19 protein-coding genes are annotated in these 18,643 nt (G+C 66.4%); 11 read left to right on the forward strand and 8 right to left on the reverse strand.

The annotated features are described in order from the left end of the window. Positions 1–203 (reverse strand): hypothetical protein (locus AC1DYK_RS26190; protein ID WP_478168955.1); only part of this gene is annotated, 203 nt, incomplete at its 3' end. A 1,201-nt stretch (positions 204–1,404) separates the two neighbouring features. Continuing rightward, complete coding sequence (locus tag AC1DYK_RS26195) at positions 1,405–1,566, reverse strand: hypothetical protein (RefSeq protein WP_478168956.1); 162 nt, start codon at positions 1,564–1,566, stop codon at positions 1,405–1,407. Between the two features lie 220 nt (positions 1,567–1,786). Between AC1DYK_RS26195 and AC1DYK_RS26200 the strand changes: the two genes are divergently transcribed. Next, positions 1,787–2,710, forward strand: a complete 924-nt coding sequence (locus tag AC1DYK_RS26200; RefSeq protein ID WP_478168957.1) for a DUF6502 family protein — start codon at positions 1,787–1,789, stop codon at positions 2,708–2,710. Beyond that, positions 2,710–4,050 (forward strand): DUF5666 domain-containing protein, encoded by a 1,341-nt coding sequence (locus tag AC1DYK_RS26205; protein WP_478168958.1) that lies wholly within the window; start codon positions 2,710–2,712, stop codon positions 4,048–4,050. Before AC1DYK_RS26200 ends, AC1DYK_RS26205 begins: the two co-directional genes overlap by 1 nt. Positions 4,051–4,065: 15 nt before the next feature. On the opposite strand, the gene AC1DYK_RS26210 is transcribed toward AC1DYK_RS26205, so the two are convergent. Next, positions 4,066–4,350 (reverse strand): hypothetical protein, encoded by a 285-nt coding sequence (locus AC1DYK_RS26210; RefSeq protein WP_478168959.1) that lies wholly within the window; start codon positions 4,348–4,350, stop codon positions 4,066–4,068. A 466-nt stretch (positions 4,351–4,816) separates the two neighbouring features. Here AC1DYK_RS26210 and AC1DYK_RS26215 point away from each other — a divergent pair, with 466 nt between their 5' ends. After that, entirely contained in the window at positions 4,817–5,071 is a 255-nt protein-coding gene (locus AC1DYK_RS26215) for a DUF3606 domain-containing protein (RefSeq protein WP_478168960.1), read from the forward strand. Between the two features lie 76 nt (positions 5,072–5,147). On the opposite strand, the gene AC1DYK_RS26220 is transcribed toward AC1DYK_RS26215, so the two are convergent. Continuing rightward, positions 5,148–5,888 (reverse strand): hypothetical protein, encoded by a 741-nt coding sequence (locus tag AC1DYK_RS26220; protein WP_478168961.1) that lies wholly within the window; start codon positions 5,886–5,888, stop codon positions 5,148–5,150. A gap of 49 nt (positions 5,889–5,937) precedes the next feature. Further along, positions 5,938–6,609 carry an alpha/beta hydrolase family protein gene (locus tag AC1DYK_RS26225; protein WP_478168962.1) on the reverse strand — a complete coding sequence of 224 codons (672 nt, stop codon included), beginning with the start codon at positions 6,607–6,609 and terminating at the stop codon, positions 5,938–5,940. Positions 6,610–6,771: 162 nt separating this feature from the next. Between AC1DYK_RS26225 and AC1DYK_RS26230 the strand changes: the two genes are divergently transcribed. From AC1DYK_RS26230 to AC1DYK_RS26255, 6 genes are all read left to right on the forward strand, one after another. Further along, the gene (locus AC1DYK_RS26230) at positions 6,772–7,563 is read left to right on the forward strand and encodes an AraC family transcriptional regulator (protein WP_478168963.1); all 792 of its coding nucleotides are present in this window, start codon (positions 6,772–6,774) and stop codon (positions 7,561–7,563) included. Positions 7,564–7,775: 212 nt separating this feature from the next. Continuing rightward, positions 7,776–9,080: an MFS transporter gene (locus AC1DYK_RS26235; protein ID WP_478168964.1), complete on the forward strand. Its 1,305-nt coding sequence runs from the start codon at positions 7,776–7,778 to the stop codon at positions 9,078–9,080. Positions 9,081–9,138: 58 nt separating this feature from the next. Beyond that, positions 9,139–9,678: a hypothetical protein gene (locus tag AC1DYK_RS26240; protein ID WP_478168965.1), complete on the forward strand. Its 540-nt coding sequence runs from the start codon at positions 9,139–9,141 to the stop codon at positions 9,676–9,678. A 17-nt stretch (positions 9,679–9,695) separates the two neighbouring features. After that, positions 9,696–11,348, forward strand: coding sequence for a GMC family oxidoreductase (locus AC1DYK_RS26245; RefSeq protein WP_478168966.1), 1,653 nt, complete (start codon positions 9,696–9,698; stop codon positions 11,346–11,348). 41 nt (positions 11,349–11,389) lie between these two features. After that, complete coding sequence (locus tag AC1DYK_RS26250) at positions 11,390–12,868, forward strand: aldehyde dehydrogenase (protein WP_478168967.1); 1,479 nt, start codon at positions 11,390–11,392, stop codon at positions 12,866–12,868. Between the two features lie 88 nt (positions 12,869–12,956). Next, positions 12,957–13,553 carry a helix-turn-helix domain-containing protein gene (locus tag AC1DYK_RS26255; protein WP_478168968.1) on the forward strand — a complete coding sequence of 199 codons (597 nt, stop codon included), beginning with the start codon at positions 12,957–12,959 and terminating at the stop codon, positions 13,551–13,553. Between the two features lie 25 nt (positions 13,554–13,578). Here the strand turns inward: AC1DYK_RS26255 and AC1DYK_RS26260 are convergent, their stop codons facing one another. Together AC1DYK_RS26260 and AC1DYK_RS26265 are read right to left on the reverse strand one after the other, a co-directional pair. Then, positions 13,579–14,538 carry a PDR/VanB family oxidoreductase gene (locus tag AC1DYK_RS26260; RefSeq protein WP_478168969.1) on the reverse strand — a complete coding sequence of 320 codons (960 nt, stop codon included), beginning with the start codon at positions 14,536–14,538 and terminating at the stop codon, positions 13,579–13,581. 6 nt (positions 14,539–14,544) lie between these two features. Then, a complete protein-coding gene (locus AC1DYK_RS26265) occupies positions 14,545–15,537 on the reverse strand; it encodes a TauD/TfdA family dioxygenase (RefSeq protein ID WP_478168970.1) in 993 nt (330 codons plus the stop codon). Between the two features lie 295 nt (positions 15,538–15,832). Between AC1DYK_RS26265 and AC1DYK_RS26270 the strand changes: the two genes are divergently transcribed. Further along, positions 15,833–16,711 carry a tripartite tricarboxylate transporter substrate binding protein gene (locus AC1DYK_RS26270; protein ID WP_478168971.1) on the forward strand — a complete coding sequence of 293 codons (879 nt, stop codon included), beginning with the start codon at positions 15,833–15,835 and terminating at the stop codon, positions 16,709–16,711. Here the strand turns inward: AC1DYK_RS26270 and AC1DYK_RS26275 are convergent. Beyond that, positions 16,698–17,498 carry an aldolase gene (locus AC1DYK_RS26275; protein WP_478168972.1) on the reverse strand — a complete coding sequence of 267 codons (801 nt, stop codon included), beginning with the start codon at positions 17,496–17,498 and terminating at the stop codon, positions 16,698–16,700. The two genes, AC1DYK_RS26270 and AC1DYK_RS26275, sit on opposite strands and share 14 nt — an antisense overlap. Before the next feature lie 234 nt (positions 17,499–17,732). On the opposite strand from AC1DYK_RS26275, the gene AC1DYK_RS26280 reads away from it, so the two are divergent. Further along, the gene (locus tag AC1DYK_RS26280) at positions 17,733–18,626 is read left to right on the forward strand and encodes an AraC family transcriptional regulator (protein WP_478168973.1); all 894 of its coding nucleotides are present in this window, start codon (positions 17,733–17,735) and stop codon (positions 18,624–18,626) included. Positions 18,627–18,643: the final 17 nt, after the last annotated feature.

Below are 18,643 nucleotides of genomic sequence, written 5' to 3' on the forward strand. Positions count from 1 at the left end.
GCCGCCGGCTCCTCCGCCGCCCGCGCCGCCGCCGGCTCCTCCGCCGCCCGCGCCGCCACCGGCTCCTCCGCCGCCCGCGCCACCTCCTGCGCCGCCACCGGCTCCACCGCCAGCGCCACCCCCTGCGCCGCCACCGGTTCCGCTGCCAGCCCCACTTCCTGCACCACCCGCGGCAGTGCCAGCGCCGCTTCCTGTACCAACACCCGTCCCACCACTGGGCCCATTGCCAGCGCCGGGGCTGTTGCCGCCCGGATCCGCCGGGGCGTTGGTGATCGCGAAAGCGCCAGGCGAGTGGGTCCCCTTGGTCGCGTTTTGATTCGACGATGCGCTCGAGATCGCCGCGCTGGAAGAACTCGGCGCTTGCGCCGCCGGTGTGGCAGCGCTCACGCAGATGGCTTCGCCGAACGGATTGTGCGGGTCGCAGTGAGTCGTGCTGCCTGCCGTGCGAGCCGTTCCGTTTGGGACCGAGGCGGTCGGGAGCGTCGCCGATGCCCGGCTGGCAATGTGTGGCTGTTCCGTTCGGATCGATCGCTCGACATCGGGAGCGGCGGCCTTCGGTGCTGCTTCTGATTGACGGTCGACAGGCAATGCGCGCGACGCGGTGACGGTCGACGTCATGCTCCTTTCGCGCTGTCGGGCGCCGGGGCGGTCCCGCCGCAGTGCTGCCACCGCTTGCCTTGGCGGCGCCTGAGAAGCTTGCGCATCCGAAGTCCGTGCCTCGTCGGCTTGCGGTGCGGCCACAGGCCGATGTGCTTCGGAGGCTTGTTCTTCGGACGCCACGACCTGCGTCCGGGCCGCCGCGGGCGTCGGGGCCTGCGTTTCGGACGGCTCCGCCAGCAGCGAGCGCGTTGGCTCGACATGATGCTCGACCATCGGAGCGACCGCGACCGGCGCGACCGCCGGTTGCGAATGCGTCGCGGGCGCCGGAAGCGACGCAGTCTGCGACTTGGACTGCCAATGGATCGGCGCCGCCTCACGGGTGGACTCCAGACTTCGCTCGGCAGTGCGGTTCCAGTACCAGAAAACGAACGCAGCACTCGACAGGAAGACGACCATCAACATCAGCACGACGGGAACATCGAGGCCGCCGGGCAAGGTCAACCGGCGAGCGAAATCGCGCTTCTTGGGGATTCGCGATACGACCAAGAGATCGCTCGCCCTCGTCCCTGCTGGCCATCGTGCGGGCGCCGGCATTGGCATCGCCATCGCCATCGGAACGGATTGCGCGACTCTCGCTACTCTATGGGGCCTTCCCTCCGGCAAGGACCCCGCCGAAACGTGCGCAGCCGTGCGAATTCCGCTGAACTTGCCCGCGCATCCTCGGCAGTACTTCGCGCGGTCGCTGTTGGCGGTGTGGCAGGACTCGCAGAACTTCGTCATGGCGATGACAGGGAAGCCAGAAAGTCATGGAGCAGGGATGAGTGCGGTGATCACCACGAGTAGATTGATCACCACCGAGAAGGCCGCGAAGTCCATCACCGACGCCCGCTCCGGCATCCCCAGGGCATGCCAGGGAAACTCCTTGTCACGCAGGACACCTGTGTCTTCCTTTGCGGCGGTGCTCATGGCGACGCTCCAGGTGGAAGGGTTGCTGTTCGCGAGGCACCCGTCAACTGAATGGCCATTGCGCTCTCCAGGAAATGGTAAGAAGATGTATGTGAAAAGTTCCCATCGGTTACTCTTGTGCGCTCGCCAAAGCGCCGGATTTGTAAGACAGAGGCTGATGTCTTTGTCCAGTTGGTAACGAGTCGTTCACTGCTGTCGCCCGAGGTCAGGATCGAACTGCATGGCCACCAGACACACGGGTTCGAAGAGCGCCAAGCATGGCCGGGACCAGCGTTCGCCCCGGCAGCCGATGGCCCAATCGAGAGAGGGCCAGCTCGCGTGGGTGCTCGATGCATGCGCCCGCGTCCTGCGTCCGCTGGTGAGGCTCGCGCTGGCCTTCGGCGTCAAGCACGCGCACCTGGAAAAACTGCTGCGCGATGTGCTGCTTGATGAGGCGCGGCGCGCATGGCTGGAGAAGGGCACTGACCCCAACATCAGCCAGTTGTCGGTGACGACCGGATTGAACCGCAAGGCCGTGACCAGCAGAGTGCGCGAACCAACGGTTGCCTTGCCGCAAACCGAGATGTCGGCCGAGGCGAGAACCTTGACGTTGTGGCTGCAGATGTTCGCCGACGACCCAGCCCACCGCTCGCTGCCGATCGTGTCCGATGACGAGTCGACGCCCTCCTTCGAGGCTGTCGCGCATCGCGCCAGTCGGGGCAACGTGCATCACCGCGCCATTCTTGATGAACTGGTGCGCCTCAAAATGGCGATCGAGCGCGATGGCGTGACGGAACTTGCCGTGACGGGCTTCGTGCCGGCGAACGATCTGAAGGGAATGTTCTCGTTCCTGGGCGACAACGCGCGAGACCACTTGCTGGCGGGCGTGTCGAACACCGTCGGCGGCAGACCGCCCTTGCTCGAGCGGTCGGTGTTCGCGGCCGGCATATCGATCGAGGATTGCGAGCGCATTCACCAGCTCGCACGCGAACGCTGGAACGGGCTTCACCATGAAATGTCACGCGAGATGAGGCGTGCCTACGAGATGGCGAACAAGGGAGACTCGGGGCGCGTCCGGGTCGGCATCTACACGTACTATGAGGATGCCAAGGAGGAGGCCGCGAAGCTGCCCGGCCCCTTGAAGCCCCTGGGGAGAAAAGAGTGATGAACATCCTGCTGCGCAACGGGTTCCTGTCGCTGATGTTGGCTCTCCTGCTCTCGTGCGGTGGAGGCGGAGGTGGCGGCGCGGTGCTCGTGGGTGCATCGGCGCCGGGGGCCATCGGTTCGGGGCTCGCCCCCGCAGGTGCGCTCGGCCCGGTCGGCGACAACGGCCCGAGCGGGGCAGGCAACGGCATTGGTGGCATTGCGTCCGACGACGGGAGTTCCACCACCGCATCGAGTGGGGATGAGGGCTCCGGGGTCGGGTCTGGTGGCACCGGCGTGAGCACTGCCGATGCGACCGGCGTCGGCTCGGTCGATGGCGCGGGCAGCATCTTCGTCAACGGCCTGCGCTACAAGACGAGCACCGCCGTCGGAAACGTCGAGGATGCTCCCGCCGGGCTGCAACTCGGCATGAGCGTGCGGGTCATCGGCCCGGTCAACGCGGACTTCACCCAAGGCATCGCCCGTCGGGTCGAATCCGCTGCCGACATTCGCGGTGAGGTGACATCGGTCGATCCGGCACAAGGCAGCTTCGTCATCCTGGGCACAACGGTGACGACCGACGAAGCCACCGTCTGGGCGGACGCCTCCGGCCTCGCCGCAATCCCGGCGGGGCGCACCTTGCAGGTCTGGGGCCTGCCGGCCGCGCCCGGGGTGCTGCGCGCGACGCGCGTGGAGCAGCGCGAGTCGGCCGCGCCGATTCTCACGGGCACGGTGCAGGACCTCGACGCAACGCGGCGGACCTTCTCGCTCGGCGGCCTCGTGATCGACTACAGCACAGCGGTTCTGGGCGGGAGCCCGGACGGGCGACCGCTCGCAAACGGAACCATCGTGCGCGTTCGCGCGGACGCCGCCGCGCCGGGCGGTCTGGTCGCGACGCTCGTGCAATGGTGGTATCCGTTGCCGACGGCCAATGCCACCACGGCCCAGTTCGCGGGCATCGTCACGGACTTCGCGGGTCTGGGAGCGCTGCGTGTGCTCGGCTTCCCGGTCGATGCGAGTGCCGCGCAGATCACCGGCGGTCCGGTGGGCGCGATCGGGAACGGCGTGAAGGTCGAGGTCGGCGGCGTCGTGTCCGGTGGCGTGCTGCGAGCGGCCAAGCTCAAGATCCGGCATGTTCCGGGCACTGGCGGCCCCGCGTCCTTCGATCTGATCGGCAATGTCGGCGCATTCCAATCGCCTTCAGACTTCCGCGTCAAGGGACAATCTGTGGATGCCGGCAACCCTGACGTCGTGTTCTTCAACGGCGCGGCGGGGAAGCTGGGCAATGGCGTGAAGGTGAACATCCATGGCACGCGGGTCGTCAACGGCGTGCTGATGGCCAGTACGGTCACTTTCGAGTGATCCTGCAACCTCCGGTCACGTGTCATAGGGAATGTGATTTTCGCCCGCGAGGCGAGGACGTTTTTCATAGTCCTCAAGCCAAGCCTTGAGGCGACGATCCAGACCTTCTTCGGCGGCCGCCTGGTTGGGAAAATGGCCGGCCAGCGCGATGCGGCACATGAACGCCGTGCCTCTGTAGACGTCGATGTGGTAACTGCGCATGCCGTCAAGACCGCCGTCGCTCTCGACCTGCATGTGCCATTCGGCTGAGGGGAACGGGGGAGGTTCGTCCGCGCCATTGATATGGCCATCGTTCGCCATCTTGGTCCCTTGGCGCGTCGGTGACTGTGCGTTCGCTGGACAGACGCGCGCTATCCCCGGTAAGGACAGCGTACTCCGAAGCAATACCCTGCGGAAGCGTGTCGCAATCGGTCCGCCTGACGCTGGGACCAGAACGCTTCTAAAGGGATGTCCCGTCCGATGCCGATGAACCCCCAAGCTCTTGCGCTCTTGTCTTACAGAACGTCGCAACGGTCCGCAGTAGCGTTCACGCCTTCGATCTCGCCCTTCGATCTCATCAGGAAGGAGGATCGCCGTGAGATCTGAGCACTCAGAAATGAGTGACTACGCCAGCGACGTTGCATGTTGCTGGGGTGTCGTTGCCGTGATCCTTGTGGCGACCGGAACGCCGGTGCACAAGCTCTTCGCTGAAGAAGAGCTGGGCGCCACCTGGTGCGCGTCAGAGCAATGCAGCCGTAACGCAGCAAGACGATGAGAGGTAGAACCGATGACCATGCAGCAAGAATGGTTCGAATATCTCGAATGGGTCCAGTCTCCCCAAGCACTTGATCGGGAGGGGCTCGGCAACAAGCGTTCCCCAAAGAAGACCGGCCTGGATCGCGAACTGATTTCCCTCGCCGAGCCGCACGAAGTGCGCAGTTGGACCGAGTCGCTCGGCGTGACTGAGCAGCAACTCAGGGCGGCCGTGGCGGCTGTGGGCAACTCGGTGGAGAAGGTGCGCGAGTACCTTCGGAAGAAATGACCCGGGCGACAGGGCCCAGTGCGCAGCAAGTCGAGCAGCTCAAGCGCATTTTCCCCGCGCTCGGGCGGGCGGGCGGTCAGTCAGCCCGGTGCCATTGGCCAGAATGCGGGCACACGCTGGCCCGTGCGCCGTTCAGCCAGACCTGCTCTTCCTCCAGCTGCAACGCGGTCGAAGGGTCGATGTCGAAGTCAATCCGAAGTGCCCGCCAGATGTGGGCATCCTCGATGGGAAGCTCCCAGGTCAGGAACACTTGGGTGCAATCGGGGTAGGGCGGGAAGTCGGCCACATCGAAGCCGTCGCTGCGGCGCTTGATCACAGCGTGAGGCTGGCCGGTATCGAACATCACGGCCGTCCCCCTGGTCAACGGGATTCGATGACCCGAAGAGGGGAAATGCAAGTCCAGGCCCTTGTCTTCGCTCAGGAAGAGATTGCAAAAGGCTGCGCCGCCATAGTGCGCGCCGTCATGGTGGTACTTCGCGCCGCGGCAGGCCATGAGGGCGACGTCGCAGGAGGCAAGCACCTCCTGCAGGCCGAGCGTCCGCGTCCAGTCGGCCATCGCCTGCACGCAGTACCGGTAGTCCGGCCAGCGCATGCGCGCGCGCGCCAGAGGCAATGGCTCGACGTCTCCGGGTTCCAGGCCCAAGCGCAACGATATCTCCCTTTGCCAGTCCGCCATCAGCCTTGCAGGGGGCGCAGGCACGTCGACCGTGCCTGACAGCACAACCTCGCTCACGCTTCGGCTGCGAATGGCATCGCCACTCCAGAAATAGGAAGCAAGGAGGTCCCGCGCTCGATGCGGGGGAGGGGGGTGGCTCATCCGGATCAGTGTAGTGGGGCGACGCCAGCCCGCTTGGCGAGGGGCGCGCTCAGCGCAGCATCCAGCCGGCTGCGCCGTCGAGGATCTGCGTCATCACCTCGCGGTCGTTGCGGCCCGAGCGGACCAGCACGTGGAAGGAATGGTCGGCTTCATCGATCCGCATCAGGGTCGCCAGCGGTCCGAGTTCGGCCACGAGCTTCTCGATCCGGCCGAACTCCGCCAGCTTGTCGCGCGTGCCCTGGACGAACAGCATGGGCGTGCGGACATCGACGAGATGCCGGGCGCGGTCGCTCGAAGGCGCGCCCGCTGCATGCAGCGGAAAACCCAGGAACACCAGGCCCGCCACTCCGGGCAAGGGCTCCAGGGCCTGCGCCTGGGAGGTCATGCGGCCGCCGAACGACTTGCCGCCGGCGAAGAGCGCAAGCGCGGGGAAGAGGCCGGCGGCATGCGCCACGGCCGCGCGCACCGTGGCCTGGGCGATCGCCGGCGAATCGGTGCGCTTCGAGCCGCGCTCCATGTAGGGGAACTGGTAGCGCAGCGTGGCGATGTGGCGCTGCGCCAGGCCGTCGGCCACCTCGGCCATGAACGCGTGCGCCATGCCGGCACCGGCGCCATGGGCGAACACGTAGCAGGCGCGCGGCGCCGTCGGCGACTGCACCAGGCCGGAGACGCTCTCGCCGTCGTCGAGAGGGATGGTGGTGGGTCGTGCATCGGTGATCATGTGGCGTCCTCTCGAGGCCGGCGCACGGCAGCGCCGAAGCGGGAAATTGTGGCGCATGCCGGCGGATCGGCGGTGTCGGGAGGTCGCATCGGATGGCTTGACAGCAGGCCTGTGGAACCGCCGCCGACAGTTCGGACGGCAGCGCGCCCTAGAATCCGCGCGATGAGAGATCGATCGGGTGATGTCGACAACTGGGTCCGGAGCGTCGACGTCGCGCTGCCGCCCTTGCTGGTCACCGAGTACCGATGGACCCGAACGACAGTGCCGCAGGGCCACACCCACAGCCGTGGACAGCTGGCGTTTTCCGGCGAAGGCGTGATCACCGTCACGACGGCCGGCGGCCGGTGGGTGACGCCGCCGAACCGGGCGGTGTGGATACCGCCCCTGGTGTTCCATGAAACGTCGGCGGTTGCCGATGTCACGATGCACAGCGTGTTCGTGCAGGAGGGTTTGGCGGCGGGCCTCCCCAGGGCAGTGACCGCCGTGGCGGTGTCGCCGCTCTTGAGAGAGTTGATCTTCCACGCCGCGGATTTCCCCGAGAAGACCGACAAGTCGGCCGCCGAGCAGCGCATCCTCGACGTGATCCTGGATCAGCTGCATCTGATCCAGACGTCTCCGCTGGACCTGCCGATGCCGCAGGATAAGAGGCTGCGGAAGATCTGCGAGGGCATCCTTCGCGATCCGGCCTCGCGCACCTCGCTGCTCGAGTGGGAGCGGATCGTCGGCGCGAGCAAGCGCACCATCACGCGGCTCTTCCCCCTGGAGACGCAACTGACCTTCGACGAATGGCGCAAGCAGGCCGTACTGCTCGAGGCCTTGCGTCGCCTGGCCGCAGGCCAGGCCGTGAGCCAGGTCGCCATCGAGCTCAACTACGACAGCCCGAGCGCCTTCATCGCGATGTTCAAGAAGTCGCTCGGCGCCACGCCCGGAAAGTACTTCCCCCGGGGGAAGTGACGGCACGCGCCGGACATCGGCGCCGATCGTCCAGCCGACTCTCTCGCACGCTCCACCGCAGGCCACCGGCATTGCGGCGGGCCGGCGTGCGCACGTTCGCAAACTGACGCAATGCGGGCATCCGCTGTCCGATTCCGGCAAGTCCCGCGGCCACCCGCTCGATATTCTGAGCCCATCCAATCCGAGCAACCGATCAACTGGAGTGTGAGATGGTGAGCCAAACTATTGCGCCGAGCTTCGGCGTCGATCTGATCCCTTCGCTATCGCAACGCCGGAAAGCCGCAGCGGCCAGCGTGATCGGGACCACGATCGAGGTCTACGACTTCTTCATTTTCGGAACCGCCGCGGCACTGATCTTCAGCAAGCAGTTCTTTCCGAGCCTGGACCCGACCGCGGCCCTGATCGCGTCCTTTCTGTCGTACGCGGCCGGGTACTTCGCGAGGCCGCTCGGCGCCTTCCTGTTCGGCTACTTCGGTGATCGCTGGGGCCGCAAGGACACGCTGCTCGTGACGCTCGTCCTGATGGCGACGCCGACCATCCTGATCGGACTGCTGCCGCCCTATGCGCAGATCGGCCTGCTCGCTCCCTTGTTGCTGTGCCTGCTGCGCATCCTGCAGGGCATCGCCTATGGCGGCGAGTGGGGCGGCGCGGTGCTGCTGGCGGTGGAGTACGCGCCCAAGGGGCGCAAGGCCTTGTGGGGCAGCCTGCCCGCGGCTGGCGCATCCGCCGGCATCGTGCTGGCCAGCCTGGCCTGGGCCGCTACCTCCTCGCTGCCGGAAGACGCCTTCCAGTCCTGGGGCTGGCGGCTTCCCTTCCTGGCCAGCGCGATTCTCCTGGTGGTCGGCGTGTTCCTGCGCCGCAGCGTGAAGGAAACGCCGCAGTTCGAGAAAGCCAAGCGCAACGGCGAGACCTCGAAGGCGCCGATCTCGGAACTCTTCGCAACCGCCAAGCTGCCGATGCTGCGCTGCATGGGCATGCGCATCTTCGAGAACAGCTGGTTCGCCATCCTGCTGGTGTTCGTCGTGTCGTATGCCGTCAGCACGGCCAAGATTCCGAAGACCGAGGTGCTGAATGCGATCGCATTCGGCGCGGCGATCTCGATGCCGATGTTTCTCTTCGTCGGATGGGTCGGCGATCGCATCGGACAAAAGATCGTCTACGCGGCCGGTGCCGTGCTGCTGGCGGGCTGGACCTGGGTCATGTTCGATGCCATCGCCGGAGGCCGGCCGCTGATGCCCATCGTCGTCGCCCTCGGTTTCATCTGGCCGATGGTATTTTCGCCGCAAACCTCCCTCTTCGCGGCCCAGTTCGATACGCGGGTGCGCTACTCGGGCCTGTCGGTGTCCACGCAGATCGCCGGCATTCTCGGTGGCGGCATCGCGCCGTTCATCGCGGCGGTGCTGGCGGCCCAGGCGGGCGGCAGCCCCCACCTCATCGCCGTGTACCTGACGGCTCTCGCAGGCCTCGGCCTCGTCAGCGTGTATTTCATGCGCCCCACCAAGTCATTGGACGACTGACGGGCCCGTCGAGGCCGGAAACCAACCCCCACGGATCAAGGCACAGGAGAAGAAAGAAATGGCTGCTTCGAACGATGTTCAACGGCGCGGCGTGGAGTTCTATGCATCGTGGTCTCCCGCGATGCAGAAGTTCCGCATCCCGGAGGAAGACCTGGCGGTCGTCATGCAGGCCGCCGACCACATGATTCCCGGCGGCGAAGGCTGGCCCAGGCCGTCCGGCACCGATGTCGCGGGCTACATCGCCCGGGGCGCCCGGCGCAAGGCCGACGTGGACCTGTTGTCCCTGGTCGCCCGGCAGCTGCGTGCATCGCTGGGCTCGGCAGACGCGTTGCAGAACGCCCTGACGGAACTGCAGGCGAGCCAGCCCGTTGCATTCCGCGTGCTTCAGGAGTTCGTGTACTACGCCTACTACGCCCAGCAGGACGTTGTGCGCGCAATTCGCAACCTGCTCGATTGCGACTACATCAGTCCGCCGCAGCCGCGCGGCTACGAGATGCTGCCTGATGACGAGATCGCCCCGTCGCGGGCCCACAGCTATGTCCCGACGCATGCCGTGCGCCGGGTGGACCTGAGCCAGGTCGACTTTTCAGAGAAGTAAGCAGAGAGGAGAGAAGCATGCGTACCAATCCCCACCGCGTCACCCGGACGGAAGTACTGATCATCGGCGCCGGCATGGCCGGCGGCGCCATCGCCAAGCGGCTGAGCGACCACGGCATCCAGGTGATCTGCCTGGAGCAGGGACCCGAGATCCAGCAAAGCCAGCTGCCGCACTTGTCCGAGATGTTCGAGCTCGACAAGACGCGCGATGCCAATGTGCATCCGAACGTGCGCGGCCTGAAGGAGGACTATCCCGTCACCTCGGACGACGTCGGCTCCAGCATTCGCATGGTCAGCGCCGTCGGCGGCAGTGCCAACAAGTACTCGGGCGTCTGGATGCGGCCGCGTCCCAGCGATTTCAGAAAGGGCACCGAGCACGGCATGGCGCCGGACTGGCCCATCTCCTACGAAGACCTCGCGCCCTACTTCGACATCTGCGATGGCGAGATGGGCATCTCGGGCCTGAACGGCGACCCCGGCTATCCGGCACGGTCGCCAAGGAACACGCCGATGATTCCGCTGGGCCGGTCGGGCAAGCGCCTGGCCGGTGCGCTGGACAAGCTGGGCTGGCACTGGTGGCCCACGGACAACGCGATCATCACCGAAGACTTCGACGGCCGGCTCGCGTGCAACCACTGCGGCCAGTGCGTGATGGGCTGCCCGCGCGGCTCGATGGCGACCAGCGCGACGGCCTACTGGCCGCAGGCGATCCGCAACGGCGCGGACCTGCGGACCTTCGCGCGGGTCCATCGCATCGTCTACGACGGCGCGCGCGCCAAGGGCGCGGTCTATGAAGACCTGAACACCGGCGCGCACCACGAGATCTCGGCGGACATCGTCGTGGTCTGCGCCAATGGCATCGGGACGCCGCGCTTGCTGCTGATGTCGGCCACGGGCAGCTCCGACGGGCTGGCCAATTCCAGCGGCCTGCTCGGCAAGAACCTGATGCTGCACCCGCAGGCCTTCGTCGAAGGCATCTTCGACGACCCGATGGACAGCTACAAGGGCGCACGCGGATCCCCGTTGTACTGCGGCGAGTTCATGGAGACCGACGTCTCGCGCGGCTTCGTCAATGGCTACACCATCGTGATGGTGCGCGCCCCGGGGGCGGGCTATGCGTCGATGGGCTACTCGACCTTCAAGCCCGTCCACTGGGGAGCGGACCACCACCGTCATTTCGCCGAGATGTTCAACCACCAGGCCTGGCTGATGAACCTGGCCGAGGACCTGCCGCTGGAGCGCAACACCGTGACGCTGGACCCGTTCAAGAAGGACTCCAGCGGCCTGCCTGCGCCGAAGGTCAGCTACCGCATGCACGACCAGGACCGCCGCGCCACGCAGCACGCGATCGACCGCTCCGAGGAGTTGATGCACGCGGCGGGCGCGCGGATCGTGAACAACTCCGGCGTGCTGGAGCAACCCTGCGGCTTCCACCTGATGGGTACCGCGCGCATGGGCTTCTCGCGCACCGACTCGGTGGTGAACAAATGGCACCGGAGCTGGGACATCCCGAACCTGTTCATCTGCGACGGCAGTTCGATGGCCAGCAGCTTCGGCGTGACGCCGACCGCGACGATCGGCGCGATGGCGGTCCGGCTGGCCGACTACATCGCGAAGAACCGGACCACCCTGCTGCAGAAGACAGCGACGGAAGAGGCGGCGATCGCCTGATCTTGGCCCCCATGACAACGTAGAAGAAACGGCAAAAGCAAATGAAGAAGTACGCAATGTTCGTGGATGGCAAGGAAGCCGCTCCCAGCACCGGCGACTGGTTCGAAACTTTCGATCCCTTTCTCGGCGCGCCGTGGGCGCTGATCCCCCGCGGCGCCCCGGCGGACGTGGACCGCGCGGTGCAGGCGGCGCATGCCCAGTTCGCGGGCGGCGAATGGTCGCAATTGACGCCGACCCAGCGCGGCGCGCTGCTGCGGAAGGTAGGGGATCTGATTGCGCGCGATGCCGAGAAGCTCGCCGCGCTGGAAGTCAAGGACAACGGCAAGCTGATCGCCGAGATGTCCGGGCAGCTGAACTACATCCCGCAGTGGTACTACTACTTCGGCGGCCTGGCCGACAAGATCGAGGGCGCGGTGCTGCCTTCGGACAAGAAGGGCTACTTCAACTTCACGCGCAACGAGCCCCTGGGCGTGGTGGCGGCGATCACGCCCTGGAACTCGCCGTTGCTGATCCTGTCGTGGAAGCTGGCGCCGGCGCTGGCCGCGGGATGCACCGTCGTCATCAAGCCGTCGGAGTTCGCCTCGGCCTCGACGCTGGAGTTCGTCAAGCTGTTCGCCGAGGCGGGTTTCCCGCCCGGCGTGGTGAATGCGGTCACCGGGTTCGGCAAGGATGTCGGCGCGGCGCTGGTCGAGCATCCGCTCGTGAAGAAGATCAGCTTCACGGGCTCCGACCACACGGGCCGCCTGATCAACGAGCAGGCGGCGCGACAGTTCAAGTCGGTCAATCTCGAGCTCGGTGGCAAGTCGCCCAACATCGTCTTCGCCGATGCGGACATGGACGACGCGGTCAACGGCGCCATCTCGGCGATTCTGGCGGCGACGGGACAAACTTGCATCGCGGGCTCGCGCCTGCTGCTGCAGCGGCCGATCCATGACAAGTTCCTTGAGAAGCTGATCCCGATCGCGCGCTCCGCGCGCATGGGCGATCCGGCGTCCCCCACCACGCAGGTCGGCCCGGTCACCACGCGCCAGCAGCTCGACAAGATCGAGTCGTTCATCGAGATCGCCAGGAACGACGGCGCCACACTGGCGCTGGGAGGACAGCGCGCGCGCCGCCCCGAGTGCGGCGACGGCTGGTTCGTCGAACCCACCATCTTCACCGGCGTCGCCAACAGCATGCGCATCGCGCAGGAAGAAGTATTCGGGCCGGTGCTGTCTGTGATCCCGTTCGACTCTGAAGAGGAGGCGCTCGCCATCGCGAACGACACCCCGTTCGGCCTCGGCGCCGGCGTGTGGACGCAGGACTTCGGCCGCATGCTCCGCATGTCCGAGCGCATCCAGTCCGGCACCGTGTGGGTCAACAGCTACCGCGCGGCGAGCTTCATGTCGCCGTTCGGCGGCTACAAGGACTCCGGCGTGGGACGCGAGAACGGCCTGGGCGCCATTCACGAGTACCTGCAGACCAAATCCATCTGGATCAACGTGGGTGTCAAGACCGGCAACGCGTTCGTGATGCGATGAGTCGCGGTGTGGGCGGCGCGGCTTGCAGGTAGGCATAATCCTCGAGCCGTTGCCGCCGGCAGACGCGCGGCCCACCTGGAGCTCGGTATTGAAGAAGCCATCGGACAGCAGAGCGCCGATCCCTGAAGAGCTAGCCCTCGGTCCGCGCCTCAAGAATCTCAGGCTCCGATCGCGTCTGACCCTGGACGATGTGTCGCAGCGCAGCGGGCTCGCAAAGAGCTACCTCTCCAGGCTGGAGCGCAGCCTGAAGCGGCCTTCGATCTCCACGGTCCTGAAGCTGTGCGACGCGCTGGGCGTCAAGCTCTCGTCCCTGTTGGAAGAAGGCGCCGAGGACCCCATGATCCGCGTGATCCGCAAGAAGGACCGCAAGGACCACGTGGTCCGCGGCGATGCCGACAACGCGGTGAAGAACTACCAGATCGTCTCGCCGGCGGACGACCAGCGGTTCTTGAGCCTGTTCCTCGTCAAGCCCAGCGCGAAGAAGACCACGCGCACGAGTTCGAGCCACTCGGGCGAGGAGATTGCCTACGTGCTCCGGGGCTGCGTCGAATTGACGATCGGCGGCTCCACCATCACGGCGGAAGAGGGCGATTGCGTCCATTTCATGGCGCAGACCGAGCACACCATGCGCTCGGTGGGGCGTGCGGTCTGCGAAGTCCTGGTGGTCACCTCGCCGGTGCACTGAAGCGCGTTCCAGGGCACGCCACCGTCTACAGGTCCAGGACCAGCGTCGCCGACCTGGCGCGCGAAACGCAGATGCGGATCCACTCGCTCTGCGCGGGCATCGCGCTGTACTGTGCATCCCTGTGATCGGGCTCGCCCGCGAGGACGCGTTGCGTGCATCGCCCGCAGGTGCCATGCCGGCAGTCGTATTCGACCGGAACGCCGGCCGCGAGCAGGGCGTCGAGAATGGTCTGTCCAGGCGGGACGCCGACCTCGCTGCCGCTCCTGGCCAGCATCACTTTGAAAGCCGCGTCGTCGGGCGAAGACGCGCCTTCGAAGGATTCGACGTGCACGCGGCCCGCGTCCCACGCAAGCTCTTGTGCCATCGAGGCGACGTCGCGGATCATCGCGCCCGGTCCGCACACGTAGACGTGCGTGTCGGCAGGCGCCCGCGCCAGGATGCCACGGATGTCCAGGCGTCCCATCGCCGGGTCGGCCGTGGTCGCGACGGTGCAGACGCCGTGCCGCAGGGCCCGAAGCTCCTCCAGGAACGGCATGCCCGCCAGGGACTTTCCCGAGTAGAAGAGCTCGAAGGCGATCTCCCTCCGGTCGAGCTCCCGCGCCAACGACAGCAGGGGCGTGATGCCGATCCCGCCTGCGATCAGAAGATGTCGGCCCGCCTCGGGGGCCAGGCCGAAGCCGTGCACCGGATCCGACACCGTGACCACCCGGCCCGGGCGCACGCTGGCGTGCAGGAATGCCGAGATGCCGGTCGATCGGTCGCCGCGGGCGACCGAGATCTCATAGCCTTCGGCATCGTCGGGCCGCGAGGTCAGGGTGTAGGCCCGCGTGCCCTGCAGGCCCGAAGCGGTATCTCTGAGCGCGACGACGACATGGGCGCCCGGCTCGAACGGTGCCACCGGCTTCCTGTCGGCGCGCACGAGCCGGAATGTCTTGACCTCCGCGCAGGTGACGTCGACCGACGCCACCCGGAACATCGTTGCCATGCGCCACTAGCGTCCGTTGTAGGCCGGATCGCCTTGGTCGCGCAGCCAGATCCGCAGCAGATGCCGCCGCTTGCCTTCCTCGTCGTTGTCGACGAACTCCGTCCGGCTGTGCACGATCACCTGGTTGTTCACGAACTGCAGCTGGCCGGGCGCCATGTAGAACTCGGCGACCAGATGATCCTGGGAGAACAGCTCGTCCAGCGCGGCGACCGCGTCGGCCGTCGCATCGTCCAGGTCCGCCTCGCCCATCTCGAACGCGCTCTTCATCTGGTAGGGCCCGACGCGCGCCTTCAGCACATCGCCGTCGAAGCGCAGGAAAGGTGCGCTCATGCACGGCGGCTCCGAGGGGTCGTGCTCGCGCATCCGGAAATACTTGAAGTCGGCGTACAGACGCGGCAGAACATCCGGGTGGTGATCCAGCAGCCAGTTGTAGCCGCTGATGACGCTGAAGGCGCGGCTCAGTCCGCCGCTCTTGGGCTCCTGCAGCATCAGGAGGCCGACGTATTCCGGCGGCAGCGGCGTGTTGGCCCCGTCGTTGTGGAACTCGAGCAGATCGCGCGAGGTGGAGCCGCGGGCTGCCGTTCCGGCCTTCATCGGAATGCCGGCGTCCTTGACGTCGGCCATCATGTTGCCGTTGTGCTTCTGCGCGACGGGTCGCCCGAGAAGCGACGAGACCACCCAGTACACGGCGCGTGCCTCGTCCGTCGACATCAGGTCGGTCGGCAAGCGGTCGAGCACGCAGATGCCGATTCCTTCGTCCAGGATCGTGCGGACGGGACCCTCCATGAACGCTCTGGTTCTGTCCAGCGCGTACTGCGAGGGCGTCAGCGCCTGAAAGGGCGCGGGCGCGCGCCTGATGGCTTCGAGCATGACCAGGATCTCGTCGGTGACCTCCTTGGGTACCGGCAGCAGCCATGACGACTGCTCCAGGGAGGTCAAGGTCCAGGCCATCGGGCCTTCGATCGGGGCGGTACACATCGGATTGGCAACGGTGTTCATGCGTGTTCTCGGGTTGGTCTGCGACGCCTGAACGATAGGGCTGCCCGTACGCTTGCGTGCGTCGCGTTCAGGCCATTCGATAGCGGATCGAGGCCAAGGCGCTGTCGACCCGGATTCCCGCGTCGATCGGCATGTGTCCGATTTGCGCTAGCGCCGACGGATTCGCCTGGGCATCATGCAATCCACCTCACTCGGAGCGAAGCCGATGAACGCCTGTCTCTCGCGCCTGATCCTTGGCGCGGCCACCGCTGCCCTCTCGTGGTGCGGCCCTTCGGCCGCGCAGGAGGGGAAATCCATGAAGATCGTCGTCATCACCGCGCCGGGCGGCGCCGGCGACTTCATGGCCCGCTATGTGGCCGAGCGGCTGGGGACCAAGACCGGGAAAACGGTGCTGGTCGAGAACCGGCCCGGTGCCGGAGGCAACATCGCTTCCGCGCTCGTCGCGCGTTCCCCCAACGATGGCATGACGCTGTTGCTGACCTCGAACAGCCACACCATCAATCCGCAGATCTTCAGCAAGGCGGGATACGACGCCTTCAAGGATTTCACGCCGGTCGTCCAGCTCACGCGGGGACCGGTCGTTCTGGCGGTCGGGCCGGGCAGCAAGGCCGGCACACTGCGCGAGTTCGTCGAGGCCAGCAAGCTCAACGCGGCGAACGGCAGCTACGCCACCTACGGCATCGGCGGTGCGGCCCATCTGGTGGGGGAGATGCTGAGCACGGCCTCCGGCGCGAAGCTGCAGCATGTCGCCTACCGCGGCGCGGCACCGGCGCTCACCGATGCCGTCGCCGGCCAGGTTCCCGCGGTCCTCGTCTCGCTTGCCGCCGCCAGCGGCTTCATCAAATCGGGGCAGCTGCGTCCCCTGGCGGTGTCGTCCGCCGCGCGCTGGCCGGGCGCGGCGTCCATTCCCACCATTGCCGAGAGCGGCTGGAAGGATGTGGTCTACGACATCTGGATCGGCATCGTCGCGCCGGCCGGCACACCGGCCGAGGTCGTGAGTCAGCTCAACAAGGACATCTCGGAGATCGTGAAGACGCCCGAGGCGCGCGAGAGCCTGGCCCGGCAGGGCATGGAACCGGTGGGAGGCAGCCCCGCGGAATTCGATGCCTACCTCCGAAGCGAAGCCGCGACGGTGGGGCAGGTCATCAAGGCCAACAGGATCAGCGCCGACTGAGGCTCTCCGCGGCGCCGCGGCGAAGACAGTCAGGGGAGGCGCGCAGCACGCCTCGCGCGAAGTACTGGAAGGTCAGGCTGACGATCTCGGGCTTCAGCAGGAAGTCCCGCGACTCGCGAGCCAGCTCGGGCTTCACCGGCGTGATCGGGCCCAGCGCGCCGGCGCGCAACTGGGCGGCGGCGGCCTGTTCCAGCCAAATGGCCAGTACGGCGGCCTCCTCGATGCTGATCCCTGCGGTCAGCAGCCCATGGTGCGCCAGCAGCAGCGTCTTCTTGCTGCCGAGGGCCCCGGCGATGATCGCACCTTCGTCGTCGGCGATCGGCAGGCCGGGCCAATCGCCCAGGTAGGCGCAGTTGTCGAACAGCGGCGTGGCGTCCATGTGCGAGACGACGAGCGGCTGGCCGGTCATGGACAGCGCGGAGGTTGCCGGCGGGTGGGTGTGTACGATGCTCTGGACGTCCGGACGCGTGCGATAGACCCAGAGATGGAAGCGCGTCGCGGGGTTGGGGAGCGAACTGCCGTCAAGCGGCCGCAGGTCGTCGTCGACCAGTATCAGATCGTCGATCGTGGCCTCGTCCGCGCCGGTGCCGAACTTCAGGGTCCAGTAGGTCCCCGGTTCCACGCCGCGCGCGCTGATCTGGCCGGCGAGCCCGCCGTGCCAGTGGCCGGCAGAGCCCAGCATGCGGCAGGCCAGAACCAGTTTCTCGTCGAGCGGGCGGGCGTCGAGACGCACCTTGCTTGCAAGCTCGTCATCGACCCGGCTCCGGGTCGCATTCTTGTCGTTCATGGTTTTCCTTCTTGGGTTTGGATCCATAGTTGCAATAGGCTGGGCAACAAGTTGTCCATTCAAACATCCGACTTCGAACGAGTCAATTCTGGAATCGGACAGCCTGAGGCGATACAAGCACTGAATTCCCGTATGGACAACTTGTTGCTCAACGGCACACAATTTGCTTTGTGATGACGTGTCCCGGCGAGATGGCAGGACACGTCCATCGACCATGAAGAAAGAGGTCATGCGATGAATGCGGTGCGCATGGCAGGACGTGGGCGATGCGGCCTGAATGGTGCGGGGTCGCTCGCGCGGCGCACGCTGGTTGTCCAACCGAATCAGGAGATCCCCATGCCTTGGCTTGCAGATGTCGAACATACTTTCTGCGTCAGCTCGGAACAGTGCGGTGCGAACCTGCTCTTTGCGCCGCACACGCACCCCACGCTCCAGATCATGTTCAGCCTCGAGGGGGTGTTGACGGCGTCCACCACCGCCAGCGAGTGGCGCGCCCCGCCGAAGTCCATGGTGTGGATACCGCCTCACAGGCAGCACGGCCTTGCGGTCGCGCGTCCCTGCAGGGTCTTCTGCATTCACCTGCCGACCGATGATGGGCAGGAGGAGCCGGACGATTGCAGCGTTTCTGTGGTGCCGTCGCTGGTCATCGAGCTCGTGGCCTATCTGGCGCGATCGGATCGTTCGGTGGATCTGGCGCGGCAAGCGTGTCTGAAGGAGGTCATCCGGGAAGAGCTTCGATGCGTGGACCCGTCCGCCTGCAGAATGCAACTGCCGCTGGACCGTCGGGCGGCACGGGTCGCGCGCGCCATCCTGGCGGAGCCCTCGAACCCCCGGACGCTGCATGATTGGGCGAACGAAGTGGGGGCCTGCGAACGCACCCTGTCGCGCGTGTTCGAGCGGCAGACGGGACTCACGTTCAAGAAATGGCAGCAACGAAGCCGCTTGCTCCGCGCCGGTGAGCTTCTGCGCCAGGAGGTGCCGGTGACGGAGGTCGCGCTGATGGTGGGTTACGAAAGCGTGAGCGCCTTCATCTCGATCTTCAGGAAGGAGTACGGCGTGACGCCCGGCACTTACGTGGCTGCGCCGCGGCGAGGCAGTGCAGAGGGCCGCGCTCTCGCTTCGAACTGAAGCGGGCGCGCAGCGCA

Source organism: Variovorax sp. P2_H12 (assembly GCF_056403395.1).